General features: G+C 45.9%; 17 protein-coding genes. 3 read left to right on the top strand and 14 right to left on the bottom strand.

Going from position 1 to position 12,221, the window contains the following annotated elements; genetic code table 11:
- Window positions 1-270, top strand: a complete 270-nt coding sequence (locus tag CEG13_RS03005; RefSeq protein WP_100010272.1) for a helix-turn-helix domain-containing protein — start codon at window positions 1-3, stop codon at window positions 268-270.
- Between the two features lie 510 nt (window positions 271-780).
- Here the strand turns inward: CEG13_RS03005 and CEG13_RS03000 are convergent.
- A complete protein-coding gene (locus CEG13_RS03000) occupies window positions 781-1,950 on the bottom strand; it encodes an IS256 family transposase (RefSeq protein WP_100010271.1) in 1,170 nt (389 codons plus the stop codon).
- Between the two features lie 535 nt (window positions 1,951-2,485).
- Between CEG13_RS03000 and CEG13_RS02995 the strand changes: the two genes are divergently transcribed.
- Window positions 2,486-3,616 carry a CAP domain-containing protein gene (locus CEG13_RS02995; protein WP_100010270.1) on the top strand — a complete coding sequence of 377 codons (1,131 nt, stop codon included), beginning with the start codon at window positions 2,486-2,488 and terminating at the stop codon, window positions 3,614-3,616.
- A 46-nt stretch (window positions 3,617-3,662) separates the two neighbouring features.
- Here CEG13_RS02995 and gvpU read toward each other — a convergent pair whose 3' ends face one another.
- From gvpU to CEG13_RS02930, 13 genes are all read right to left on the bottom strand, one after another.
- Window positions 3,663-4,061, bottom strand: a complete 399-nt coding sequence (gene gvpU / locus CEG13_RS02990) for a gas vesicle accessory protein GvpU (RefSeq protein WP_100010269.1) — start codon at window positions 4,059-4,061, stop codon at window positions 3,663-3,665.
- Window positions 4,062-4,088: 27 nt separating this feature from the next.
- Window positions 4,089-4,916 (bottom strand): GvpT/GvpP family gas vesicle accessory protein, encoded by an 828-nt coding sequence (gene gvpT / locus CEG13_RS02985; protein WP_100010268.1) that lies wholly within the window; start codon window positions 4,914-4,916, stop codon window positions 4,089-4,091.
- A 65-nt stretch (window positions 4,917-4,981) separates the two neighbouring features.
- Complete coding sequence (locus CEG13_RS02980; protein ID WP_100010267.1) at window positions 4,982-5,317, bottom strand: gas vesicle protein GvpJ; 336 nt, start codon at window positions 5,315-5,317, stop codon at window positions 4,982-4,984.
- Window positions 5,318-5,339: 22 nt separating this feature from the next.
- Entirely contained in the window at window positions 5,340-5,624 is a 285-nt protein-coding gene (locus CEG13_RS02975; protein WP_100010560.1) for a gas vesicle protein K, read from the bottom strand.
- A 31-nt stretch (window positions 5,625-5,655) separates the two neighbouring features.
- The gene (gene gvpJ / locus CEG13_RS02970) at window positions 5,656-5,910 is read right to left on the bottom strand and encodes a gas vesicle protein GvpJ (protein ID WP_100010266.1); all 255 of its coding nucleotides are present in this window, start codon (window positions 5,908-5,910) and stop codon (window positions 5,656-5,658) included.
- A gap of 14 nt (window positions 5,911-5,924) precedes the next feature.
- The gene (locus CEG13_RS02965; protein ID WP_100010265.1) at window positions 5,925-6,716 is read right to left on the bottom strand and encodes a GvpL/GvpF family gas vesicle protein; all 792 of its coding nucleotides are present in this window, start codon (window positions 6,714-6,716) and stop codon (window positions 5,925-5,927) included.
- 5 nt (window positions 6,717-6,721) lie between these two features.
- A complete protein-coding gene (locus CEG13_RS02960; protein WP_100010264.1) occupies window positions 6,722-6,967 on the bottom strand; it encodes a gas vesicle protein GvpG in 246 nt (81 codons plus the stop codon).
- Window positions 6,964-7,734 carry a GvpL/GvpF family gas vesicle protein gene (locus tag CEG13_RS02955; RefSeq protein WP_100010263.1) on the bottom strand — a complete coding sequence of 257 codons (771 nt, stop codon included), beginning with the start codon at window positions 7,732-7,734 and terminating at the stop codon, window positions 6,964-6,966. The genes CEG13_RS02960 and CEG13_RS02955 overlap by 4 nt, the downstream gene beginning before the upstream one ends.
- A gap of 27 nt (window positions 7,735-7,761) precedes the next feature.
- Window positions 7,762-8,022, bottom strand: coding sequence for a gas vesicle protein GvpO (gene gvpO / locus CEG13_RS02950; protein WP_100010262.1), 261 nt, complete (start codon window positions 8,020-8,022; stop codon window positions 7,762-7,764).
- A 63-nt stretch (window positions 8,023-8,085) separates the two neighbouring features.
- The gene (gvpJ, locus tag CEG13_RS02945; RefSeq protein WP_100010261.1) at window positions 8,086-8,346 is read right to left on the bottom strand and encodes a gas vesicle protein GvpJ; all 261 of its coding nucleotides are present in this window, start codon (window positions 8,344-8,346) and stop codon (window positions 8,086-8,088) included.
- Between the two features lie 62 nt (window positions 8,347-8,408).
- On the bottom strand, window positions 8,409-8,888 hold the full coding sequence (gvpQ, locus tag CEG13_RS02940; protein WP_100010260.1) for a gas vesicle protein GvpQ: 480 nt from the start codon (window positions 8,886-8,888) through the stop codon (window positions 8,409-8,411).
- A gap of 36 nt (window positions 8,889-8,924) precedes the next feature.
- A complete protein-coding gene (gvpA, locus tag CEG13_RS02935; RefSeq protein WP_100010259.1) occupies window positions 8,925-9,182 on the bottom strand; it encodes a gas vesicle structural protein GvpA in 258 nt (85 codons plus the stop codon).
- 931 nt (window positions 9,183-10,113) lie between these two features.
- The gene (locus CEG13_RS02930; protein ID WP_100010258.1) at window positions 10,114-10,431 is read right to left on the bottom strand and encodes a hypothetical protein; all 318 of its coding nucleotides are present in this window, start codon (window positions 10,429-10,431) and stop codon (window positions 10,114-10,116) included.
- A gap of 167 nt (window positions 10,432-10,598) precedes the next feature.
- Here CEG13_RS02930 and CEG13_RS02925 point away from each other — a divergent pair, with 167 nt between their 5' ends.
- Window positions 10,599-12,065, top strand: coding sequence for a potassium/proton antiporter (locus tag CEG13_RS02925; protein ID WP_100010257.1), 1,467 nt, complete (start codon window positions 10,599-10,601; stop codon window positions 12,063-12,065).
- The last annotated feature ends 156 nt before the right edge of the window (window positions 12,066-12,221 follow it).

Here is a 12,221-nt window from a genome sequence, read left to right as displayed (position 1 = left end):
ATGAAATGGTCAGCGTACAAAGAGACGGTGAATGTGCTGGATGAGAATGAAATCGAGGAATTGGAATTGATTGCTGTTTTAATCGCCCGCCGCAAGCAAATGGAACTAACCCAGTGGGATTTAGCCAAGCTTACGAATCTAAATCAATCAACTATTGCCAGACTGGAAAGGGAAGGTGTTGCCCCAAAGCTTGATACGCTGAAAAAAGTTGTTCATGCTTTAGGGTTGAGATTGGCACTTGTTGAAGAAAATGGGGAAATTGTCAAGTAGAGGTGGCGGGCTACTGGACACTTTGGGCTTTCAGGCGGGTTGTTTTGTCCAGTAGAGGACGCCTACTGGACATTTCGGAGACTCCGGCGAGCTGTTTTGTCCAGTAGAACGTCTCTATGAATCTTTTCCCGCGCCTGAGTAAGGAAAAATGATCTTTAGCATCGTTCTATGTATCATTTATCCTGTTCGAATGGGGGTTTTTGATCTTTAGAACTGTTCTATGTATCTTTTCTCCTGTTCGAACGGGGGTTTTTGATCTTTAGAACTGTTCTATGTATCTTTTCTCCTGTTCGAACGGGGGTTTTTGATCTTTAGAACTGTTCTATGTATCTTTTCTCCTGCTCGAACGGGGGTTTTTGATCTTTAGAAGTCAAGTCCCTATTATTGTGTAAAATCCCAAATACAAGTTAACAGCCACTCTGTAGTATTTAGTTGAATTTGAATTTGATTTGGAAGGAAGGGGGTACCCCCTTCCTTCCAAATCAAATTTTCGCGCGCAATCAGACCCTGCTAGTCTCTCTGGAAAATAGGCCTTTTCTTTTGTTCTTCTTCTTCATAATCCATTAATACCGCCGCAATTAAACGAAAAGCTGATTGCGTATGAGGGAATATGCGGATGACTCTTTCTCTTCGCCTTACCTCTTGATTCAGCCGTTCAAGGGAGTTCGTGCTGCGAATATATTTTTGGTATTCTACTGGTTCATTTAGATACTGAATGGCATCATCAAAACCATCTTCCAGGTTATCCATTACTTTTCCCAGCTTCGCATGATCCTGGTGACGACTGATAAATGCTTCTTTTCGTTTCCTCGCTTCTTCCGGTGTTTCCACATCAAAAATTCGTTTTATTTCTTCTTTTACATCGTTCATGCCCTTATTTGGCAGCTGGTCGAAAAGATTCTTTTTAAAATGAACCGTACAACGCTGCCAGGACGTTCCGATAAACACCTTCGGAATGGCCTTTTTTAGTCCGGAATGAGCATCGGAAATAACGAGTTTTGGTGATTGTAACCCTCGTTCTATTAGCTCACCTAAAAATGCTTGCCAGGCTTCATAGCTCTCCTCATGACTTACTTTTAAGCCAAGCACCTCTCGTTTATTCCCTTCGTTCAGCCCAGTAGCGATATAAACCGCCTTCGACACAACTTTATGGTGCTCACGAACTTTGATATACATCGCATCCACGTACACATACCGATAGTATTCGGTGTTTAATGGGCGGTTTGCCCACTCTTTCACCATGGGATCCAGTTTTTTGGTGAGAGAGGATACAAAGGACTTCGAAATATATTCTCCACACAATTGTTCCACCACATTTTTTACCTTCCGGGTGGACACACCATTGACGACCATTTCCAGCATCGATAAAGCAAACGCCTGGTCACAACGTCGATATTTTTCAAACACCGTTGGGGAAAATTCCCCGTTGCGGGTTCGAGGTACACGTAACGAGATCTTTCCTATATTCATCATATAATCCCGATCATAGTAACCATTTCGTTGATCTCGGCGTTCTTCTGATCGTTCATAAGCATCCGCCTTTAAATACTCATCACGTTCTTTTTTCATATACTCATTCAAGACTAAAACAACCGTTGATTTAACCACATCATCAATGTTCGAATTCATTATAGACTCTTTTAAAAAGTCCATATCTAGGTTAAACTGTAATTGGGTCATATTAATTCCTCCTTGTTTTTCGTGGTTGTTAAACATTGTATCATAGGAATTAATTTGGCCCTTTTTCTATTTTCTTTTTACACAATTATATGGACTTAATCTCTTTAGAACTGTTCTATGTATCTTTTCTCCTGTTCGAATGGGGGTTTTTGATCTTTAGCATCGTTCTATGTATCATTTCTCCAGTTCAAACGGGGGTTTTTGATCTTTAGAGGGATTCTCTCCATCATTTCAGGCGCTCGCCCTGCCTCTTTTGACGTTGAGAACGACTCTCTAATGCATTTCAACCACTCAGCCTGCTACTTTTGCACGAGAGAACGACTCTCTAATGCATTTCAACCGCTCAGCCGGCTACTTTTGCACGTGAGAACGCCGCTCTACAACATTTCGAACGCGGATCCCGTTAATTTTGCAGTAGAGAACTTAGGCCCCCGCCACATTGGCCCTCGAAAACCGGCTATCTCCCCTAAAAATTGTCCATACTTGACCCAGTTGGTAAAATAAGAATAAGACCTACAAATGAGGGTGTAAACGTATGGCGAAAATAAGAAATCTGCTGGTGCTGGCGGCTGCCGCTTTAGTATTTTGGCATTTTTACGGCGACACACTGCAGCATTCCGGTGTGCAGGGCGTGACCGAGCATATCAGCAGTGATATAGAGACAATCAGTGAAAATCCCCAAGTGCGCCAGATTGCCGATACGATCGGGCAGGGGTTCGACTATTTAAGTGACCAGTTTCTCACGGGACAGGAGGACCCCGATCCTCCCCAAGAAACGGCAGAACAGCCGGACTTACAGGAACCATCCGAGCAGTCGTTTTCCATTCACAATATAGAAATCGGCGACGAGCGCACTACAGTGGAAGAACAGGCTGGCGAACCGCAGCGGAGCACGCTGAATGAATATGGAATCGAGTGGGTCGCCTATCATGAGAACTACCAGAATTTTTTCATGGCTGCCTATGATGAGCAGAATAGAGTCGCAGGGTTATATACGAATCAGGATTTGCTATCTTCTCAAGCGGGAATCAGCATGGAAAGCAAAAGGGAGGAAGTTCAGACCGCCGTCAATGAGGAGCCGCTTGAGGCCATCCGCAAAGGGTTTGTCCGCTACCAGATTAACAGTGAGGGAGAATATGACACTTACTCCATCAACAATAATTATGTCACCATTTTTTATGATGAGCATGAAAATAATACGGTTACGGCCATTCAGATTGTGACCGAAGAAATGGAGCAGGAGAAGGAAAAATATTTCGCCCAGCCAAGTGCTGAACTAAATGAAGGGTTTGCCTACCAGTTATTTGACCTGACCAATGCCGCACGGGTCGTGCACGGGCTTGCTCCTTTAACCTGGCAGGAAAATTTGCAGCAAACTGCCGAGGATCACAGCATCGATATGGCGGAAAACAATTACTTCAGCCATACGAATCCGGACGGAGAGTCACCGTTTGACCGCATGGAGGAAGATGATATTGTCTTCCGCCTGGCGGGGGAAAATCTTGCCGCAGGACAGCCAAGCAGCATTTTTGCCCATGAAGGGTTGATGAACTCGCTCGGCCACCGGGAAAATAAGCTTCATGAAGGATTTGAGGCACTTGCGGTGGGGATTGCTTTTAATGAGGAATCGCAACCGTATTATACGGAAAATTACATGGCACAATAACACGCGAAAAGTCAGGCTCCGGGGTCTCCGGCTGCCTGACCTTTTCTTATGATTTTTTGCTGCTGCTGTTAGTGGGTTTCGGCTCGGATATTTTCCCCAAGAAGAAACTGTCCACTTCGCCCAGCTTTCCTCTCCAGAGAATCTCTCCTTTGGTTGGTGTCGGCTTGTTGCCCCCACAATAGACCTTTGTCTCTTTCATGTGCACATATTGCGCTTCACCAGAGGAGTCAGCCGACTCGCTTGCCTGCTCAAATTGGTTTGCCAGCTCTTGGGCAACCTCATTGCCGTCAGAAAACGATTCGCTTAAACCCTGGAAATATTCCTGTGCGGAAACCAGTGTCCCTGTCACAATCGATCCATTTACAAGCAGGGAGATATCCAGCTCAAAGTCATAGTTGTTCGCTGCTTTGACAAAGGATGCGAGTACATTGTCTTTTTCGCTCATGATCATTCACTCCTTTAGCCATCCGATTTATGCGGATGTATCGTCATTGCTTGTTAGTCCGGTTTCCTCTTCATCCGTTTCTTCTTTATCCTCGGATTTCTTTTTCTTTGGCTTTGCTTTTTGTGTTGCTTTGCCGGATTTTTTCTGTGCAGTTTTCGCTTTTTTTGGTTTCTCTGCTTTCTTTTCGGCTTTTCCTTCTTCGGCTTTTTCTTTTTCTTCATCATCTGCCGCTTCTTCATCGTTTTCATCATTGGTGTCTTCGTCGGCATCTTCTTTACTGTTCTCTTCTTCCGTTTCCTCGTCGGTATCTTCTTTGCTGTCTTCTTCCGTTTCTTCATCGGCATCTTCGTCGGTATCTTCCTCTTTAGTGGAGGCCGCGTCACTTACTCCTTGCATATCGATTAGTTTTTCCATTTTTTCTTCCAGGCTATTCAATCGATCATGCAGCATGTCGTTTTCTTCTTTTACTTCCTCGTAACCACTGTATTCCGGTTCTTCCGGAGCCTCATCATCTTCCTGCGCATTAACCGGCTCTTCCTGCTCTTCTTCCTGATCTTCATGCTCGTCGTCCTGATTTCTTTTCAGTAAATTTGAGGTAGACGACTTCAATTTTTGCATCGCATTGTTTGATTTATCCTTGCTGGAATCCTTCACATTGCCCAGTTTTTCCTTCGTGATAGTACCCAGCTTGGCACCTTGGGATTTCAGTTGCTCTTTGCCAACTTTGGCTACAATTTTTTTCCTGTTATTCGGGGAAGACAGGTAGCCGACCGCTGCACCCGCCATGCCACCAGCTGCTGTTCTGGCAATTGGGGATCCTTTTGTCTTTTTCTTAACTTTCGCTTTATCTGCCATGATTTGCCTCCTTTTTTAGAAAATCCGGCTCTTTAAAAGACCTTCACTAATCTGATGCAGTCAAATTAAATCCGGCTTTCTTCTGTCAGTTTTCCTTCCAGTTTTTCCAGTCGTTTTTGCAGTTCTTTATTTTCCTCTTTCAGCTGGTTCTGTTCCTGTTCAGCAGCTTTGGAATTCAGATATGGATCAGTTTCCCACCAGTCCATGCCGATTTCTTTTGCCTTATCAACAGACGCAACAATGAGCCTGATTTTGATCGACAGCAATTCCACATCGGCGATCCCGACGCGAATGTCCCCGGCGATGACGACCCCTTTATCCAAAACTGTTTCCAGCACATCGACCAAATTACTCGATGTGTTCTGTGGAGCTTGCGGTTGCTGTGTGTTGTTGATAGCCATTTCAGATCTAGTCTCCTCTCATTTAAAGCAAATTACCCAATGGTCCGAGATCGATGTTCAAATCGTCGTCAACCAGGTTAAATACTTCTTTCAGTTCATCCATTTTCACATCCAGGTTCATCAATGCGACGCCCAACTGCTCGATCTCTTCTTCTGTTAAATTTCCGCCATCGACGCGGCGCAGTGCCTGGCGTTCGACCAGCTGCCTTAATAGCTCAATCACGGTCAGCACTAATTGGGCAAGGCCTTCTTCCGCACCTTCTGGATCCAGTTCGATCTTCCCGCTTTTTTCCGGACGTTGATCCAGTTGTTCCAACGTTCCGCCAGTCTGACTCAAGTTAAGAGATGACACGGTCCAACTCCTCCTTCTCGCGATCTAATTCTTTGGATGACAATTTTTCCGCTGTTTCTCTGTCCTGTTCAATCAGGGTCTCGACCGATGCAATCAATAGCCTCAGGTCCAGGTAAACCAGATCAATGCCGGCAATGGAGATGATCAGATCGCCTTTGAGCGCAACACCTTTATCCAGAACGACATCTAAGACATCGACGAGACCGACTTCTTTGTTTTCCAAATCATGATGTTTTGCCATTTCCAGCCTCCAATCTAGCTGATTTGCGCAAAGTGATAGGATGGCCACGGCCCGGTTACTTCCAGAAGCCAGCCGCCGTCCTCTGACTGGTTTTGTATTTCCGAGACTTGGTTTAAAAATTCATCCACCGCGGGCTTTTCCAGCATGTAAACCCCATTGAAGCACATTTCTTCGCTTCTGCCGGTGATGTCTTTGTTCCAGTTCCGCTTCACTTCATTATCGATTGCTTTGCCGCGCAGTTCCTCATGCACCCAATCAGCAAAACGCTGCTTCTCGCGGTCGGATTCCTGATCAATCGTCTGGTCCAGTTTCCGTTTTTCCAAATACTGTCTGCCTGGCGAAAGGGCGGCAATTTCCTGTTTCTTCGCCTCCACGGTTTCATTTTTTTCAGAAACCGTATCCCTTACTTTATCCTCTTCGCAGTATATTTTCAGAATCCACTCTTCTTTGTCAGCAATCACATCAAGCAGTTCGACCATCCGCTCTCTGTGCGTATCAATCGTCTCTTGCAGGTTATCCGTACTCTTATAGATCGTGCAAAATTTCATCGGTATCACTGGATAGTCTTTATATAGCGACATCAATGCCTCATGGTGATGAAAGGCTTTTTCATGCAGCCATTTGGCATCATTGGTTTTTTTCTCGAGTTCTTTTTCGCCATATTCCGTCTCATCCAGATTGCAGACAACAGCATCTACATCCTCGAATGGAATCGTATAGACATCACTTTGTTCATCGAGCCCTTTAAAAGGTTGAACAGAAGATCCTCCTGGTATAATTCCGTATAAATAGATTAGTTTATTCATTGCTATCACTCTTTCCGTTTCAATGATTCCTGTGCTTGTTCCATTTCCCGTTTTTTCGCTGTTTCATAACGGGCTAATAGTTCGACTTCTGCTTCCTGATAGGCTTGCTCGTCGATTTCATCGAGTTCATACATCATTTCCAGATGGATCAGTTTCTGCTGGATGTGCTCCAGATCATAGAATTCCTTATCCACCTCTTCTTTCACCTTTTCGCCGACTTTCATCACCAGACGAATTGGGGAAAAAATCATGACGTCTCTTGCTCCACTTTCAATTGGATATTAATAAAGTTGTAGGCAGGCCACGGCCCGGTATATTTAAAGTCCACTTTATCCTGCCATTTGTCATGCAGTTCATTGACCTTGGCATCGAACGCTTCCTCTTGATCGCGGTCAATCAGATACGCCGCATTCAACAGCATTTTCTCCCCGATCGGATCATTCAGTTTGTCCGCTTCTGCCAATTCGTTCAATGGCTGATGGATGTCTGACTCGACATCTGCCTGCAGCTGACCAAAGAAATTCTTGGCCATTTCACCAAGCTGGATCCGGTCAAAATACCCCGCCGCCTCGGACTTGGACTGCACGACTTTTTTCTGTTTCATCACATCATCATGCTGGCTGATATTTTTCTCGAGCCATTCTTTCTTGCCGACCACTTTCAGGCCAACCTCGATTTTCCCTTTGATTTGCGGGAACAGTTCTTCCAGTTGCGGATAAATCGACTCCAAGAGCGCCTCCACATCTTGCTTGTTTTGAAAAATATTGCCGAAACTGATGGGGATGACGGTGTCGCATTTGCCCATCACGGTGGAAATGACACCTTGATGCATCATGAGGTTGGTTTTATTTGGGTGGTAGATTTTCATTGGCACTTCTGCTGCGACCATGGCGGCATCTTTATATTGGATGGTGAAGGTCTCGTGCTCGGTGCCTTCCAGTTCCACTGTGCCGAATTGGTCGTCTCCGTCAGTTTGAATGCCGCAGAAGATATAAATGCCTGTTTCCTGCTGTTCCATTTCTGTTGCTCCTTTCTGCTGCTGATCCTATGATTCTATTTTGCTTCGGTAGCGGATGTCTTCCCGGGTAAATGACGTGACTTCTTTGTCATCATTTAATACCACGTTATAGACTCCGAGCATTTGGTCCTTTGCGTATCTTTTCATGTACTCTTTTTCTTCGATGACTTCAACTCTGACTTTCCAGCCCTGTTCCTCCCCTGCTTCTACGGAAGTAATTTTATGGGGCGGGGCAACATTTTTGGCAAAAAAGTCGTTTACATTGTCCATGATCTCTTTAATTTCCATGGTCGACCTCCATTTGCTTTACTTTAGGGAGGCTGACGTATCACGCCAACCTCTGTTTTTCTCCTAGATGCTGAATTGCGGGCTCCGTTCATTCTGTTGCTGCGGCAGGCCTTCTTCTTCAATATCATCACGTAAGAGGCCGACTGCTTCCGCATAGCGCAACCACGTATCGACACTGGCGATGACGACCCTCGCTTCGACTGTCAGGATCTCTATGCCCACAACAGATACTCTGGCGTAAGCGTCAATGACGATCCCTTTATCGAGGATGCGGTCAATCACCTCTGCCAAGCTGGAACTGTCGGTCGTTTTTTCTATAGCCATGTTGATTCTCCTCTCTTTGAAATTTTTATTTGGTTCGGTCTAACCGAAATATTTCTGATGATTTAGCCGATCTTCTTGATATCCTTGGACGATTTCAAATCGGTTGCTTTTTTCACATCTGCCGGTCCTTTGATATTAGAAGCACCTTTGATGTTGGAAATGCTTTTGACATTCGAGATTCCTTTGATCTGTCTGGCACCTTTCATCTTGGCGCTTTTATTATCAGAGGAAGAAATTTTCTCCTGAAATTCCTTGCCGGCTTCTTTTACATTACCGAGCTTATCGCGGACAGAAAGCAGGACATCCTGCACTTTATCTTTGGCATTTTCCGCACCGCTTTCCACTTTCTCGGCATTTGATTCTTTCACATCTTCCAGTTTTTCAGCTATATTGCCCACTTTGTTCTGGGCGGTTTCTTCCACTTTTTCAGCGGATTTTTCCTGAAGTTTCTCCTTCGCCTCCTCCCTCCATTCGGGAGGTGCGTGTTTCGCCGCCTTTTTCGCTACTTTTACAGCGGCTTTTTTCACGGGCTTGGCACTCATGAAAGAGGGGCCCCCTTTCCCGGGAAATTATCTTACTTAAGCGTACTGGGCTTCCCGTTCGTTTCCTTGTGTCAGTAATCCCTCTTCTTCTCTCTCATCACGGAGCAAACCAACAGCCTCGGCATAGCGCAGCCATGTATCAACACTGGCGATCACGACTCTTGCTTCCACTGTCAGAATTTCAATCCCGACGAGCGAGACACGTGCATACGCATCAATCACAATCCCTTTGTCAAGGATTCGGTCAATCACCTCTGCAAGACTGGAACTGTCGGTAGTTTTTTCGATACTCACGCTAGAAAACCCTCCTTCCAAGGTTGCGAGAAATCCCCGGGAAAACCGGGTTTGGGTAACTGTTGCACTTCTCGGGTTGGTTTAAACATGCCCTGGAATGGAATTGGTTTAAATTTCTAGCATTTTTACAAACTGCTTCATAAATTTAATCCATTTTGTGGTTGAAAGGGGCGTGGTGGTGGGGGTGTTGTCTGAATTCAAGATAAAAATAAACCCAAAATTACAATTGGATTACAAATTGGATGATTATGAAAAACGTATGAAATTATGGCAAATTAAATAGGAAGAACAGAAGGATTATCAGATCAAAGGGTTTTTGTACGTTTTGTTGTTTATTTATTTCGTGATTGATGGAAAATGTGCTCTAGCCTGCCGCTGCGGAAATACCCCTCGCTTTCCGCGGGAAGCTGCCGAGCCTCCTCGCGTTGTCTCCGCTTGAGGGGTCTCACCTATGCTTTTCATCCCGCAGGAGTCTCGGGGTATTTCCTCCGCTAACGGTGTGCTTTTTAAAAGCAACCAATAGTAACCCACTCTGTTGGTAGTGGTTAGGGCTGACGGCACTCGACTCCTGCACGTGTCTAGACCTGAGCAGGAAGCACTTTTAAACCGTGTTTGCGGAAAGCTACTGCCTGTAGCAGAAATCAACTATCAAGAGTGGTGGTTGATTTAAACAGCAGTAGAGTCAAAAAACACATCAGTCAGCGGAGGAAATATACGGAGACTCCTGCGGGAGGAATGGCCTCGGTGAGACCCCGCAGTGCGATAGCACAAGGGGGCTCACCAGCCACCCTAAGGTGCGCGTAGTATATTTCCGCAGCGGCGATAATGAACCCACTGATTTATGTCACAGTTTATAGATTTTGCGACAAACCACATCCTTTCAGTAACAACCCTAAAAGAAGAACCAGGTGCCTGCCCGGACCTGGTTCTTCTAATTATGCTTGTGGCTATGAACGACTTCTTCGATATGCGTTTCTGACTCTGTATGATCATGAACATCACAGTAGTAGACCACGGTCATCAGTTTGTGGGAGACATCACAGGTTCGTGAATAGCGGAGGAAATTTTTCCAGTAATCGAACTCATGGCTGCCCACATGAACGGTCTCATAGTTGGTGCTGGAATGCTCCCAGATATGGGATTCCTCTTCTGTCTCCTGACCTTGCGTGGGCGATGCTTGGGCGTCTGGCGAGTAAAGCGCTGCAGTAACAAGAATCACCATGGCAAGGTGAAATATGATTTTTCTCATGGTTATACACCTCATTTATGTAAGGTTCTCATCTATTATGTAACTTGCCCAATTGCTGGAAAAAAATACATGGCTGTGGTGAGTGAACTTTTGAAGCAATTAGCATAGGTGTTTCTCTCAATTAAACCGGGTATAGTAAGATTCAACCAGATTTTTCGGAGGCAGCCATGATACCAGAACTCACCATGTCGAATTTTATAATCCTTATTATCTCCATTATACTTGTTCTCAGCATCATCGGCGTGCAATTTACCAACCGCATCAATGCACCGTCCCTGATTTTTTTCATTGCTCTAGGGATGATTGCCGGCGGGGAAACCCTCAATCTGGTCGAATTCAATAATCCCGAATTGGCGCAGCTGCTTGGGATGATGGCACTTGTGGTTATCCTGTTTGAAGGCGGGATCAAGACCAATTGGCATACGATTCGGCCTGTGGCAATTCCGGCTGTATCGCTGGCCACATTCGGGGTGTTGATGACCTCGTTCATTTTGGGAATTGCGGCAAAGATCCTGTTCGATTTCACCTGGCCGGAAGCGTTATTGATGGGCGCACTCGTCGGCTCCACCGATGCGGCGGCCGTTTTTGCCATGCTTTCCGGGAAAAATATAACCAGCCGGCTGGAATCGACGCTGGAAGGAGAGTCGGGAGCCAATGACCCGATGGCCCTGTTTCTGACTACAACGCTGATTGCCTTTGTGGGTGGTCAGGGATCGGGGTTTTTCAGCTTGGTTGGGCAATTTGTTTTGCAAATGGGTGGTGGCCTGCTGATTGGACTCGGGATAGGGTGGATCTCCAGCAAGGCCCTGCATCGGATTAATCTGGCATCCAGCGGCCTATACCCGCTGCTCGCATTCGCCTTTGCCTTTTTAGCCTACAGCACAGCATCACTTCTCAATGCGAGTGGACTCCTGGCCGTGTATGTCGCCGCAATGGTGATTGGCAATTCCGGTTTGCGTGAGCGGCATACGATTCTCAGCTTTAACGAGGGTTTTAGCTGGATCGCGCAAATCGGCTTATTTGTCATTCTGGGCCTGCTCGTTGATCCAGCCGATTTATTCAGCTTAGGCATTATCGTCCAGGGAATCTTGTTATCGATTATTTTAATGGTCGTCGCCCGGCCAATCGCTGCATTTCTCTCGGTGGCAGGCATGAACTTCAGCCTGAAGGAGAAGCTGTTTTTATCCTGGGCCGGATTACGTGGCGCGGTGCCAATCGTGCTAGCCCTATTCCCGTTTCTCGCCGACCTGGAGCACAGCCAGCTTTATTTTAATATTATTTTCTTTGTCGTCCTGACTTCTACCGTACTGCAGGGAACGACCATCTCCTTGACAGCCAAAAAATTAGGTCTCGTGGAAGGCGTGCCGAGCAATCCGCTGCACACAACTGATCTATTATCTGTCGGAAAAAAAGAACTGGAAATGGCCGAATACGAAATCAGCAGTCAAAATAAGGTTAACGGGAAAATGATAAAGGACATCGCCTTTCCGGAAAGAGCGAATGTCACGCTTATTTTACGCGAGGGGAAAACTATATCCCCTAACGGCGGCATTGAACTCCAGGCCGGAGATGTCCTTTATGTGCTGATTCCGCATGAGGAGTTGGATGAGCTAGAGGATGTGTTGCAGGAGTGAAATGAAGTGTGGGGCACGGTGATTCTGTGCTGCTTCCGCCTGATATGCTCACGCTCGGGTCGATTCCCGCTGTTTCCGGTTGATTCCGCGCACCTCTATCCAGCTAGGAAAAACCGTACTACTTTCTCCCGCCACTGCATACAATCAACAGTTGAC

It is taken from the genome of Lentibacillus sediminis (genome assembly GCF_002763455.1).
GTDB lineage: Bacteria > Bacillota > Bacilli > Bacillales > Amphibacillaceae > Lentibacillus_D > Lentibacillus_D sediminis_A.
This window is presented reverse-complemented; position numbering and strand designations above follow the sequence as displayed.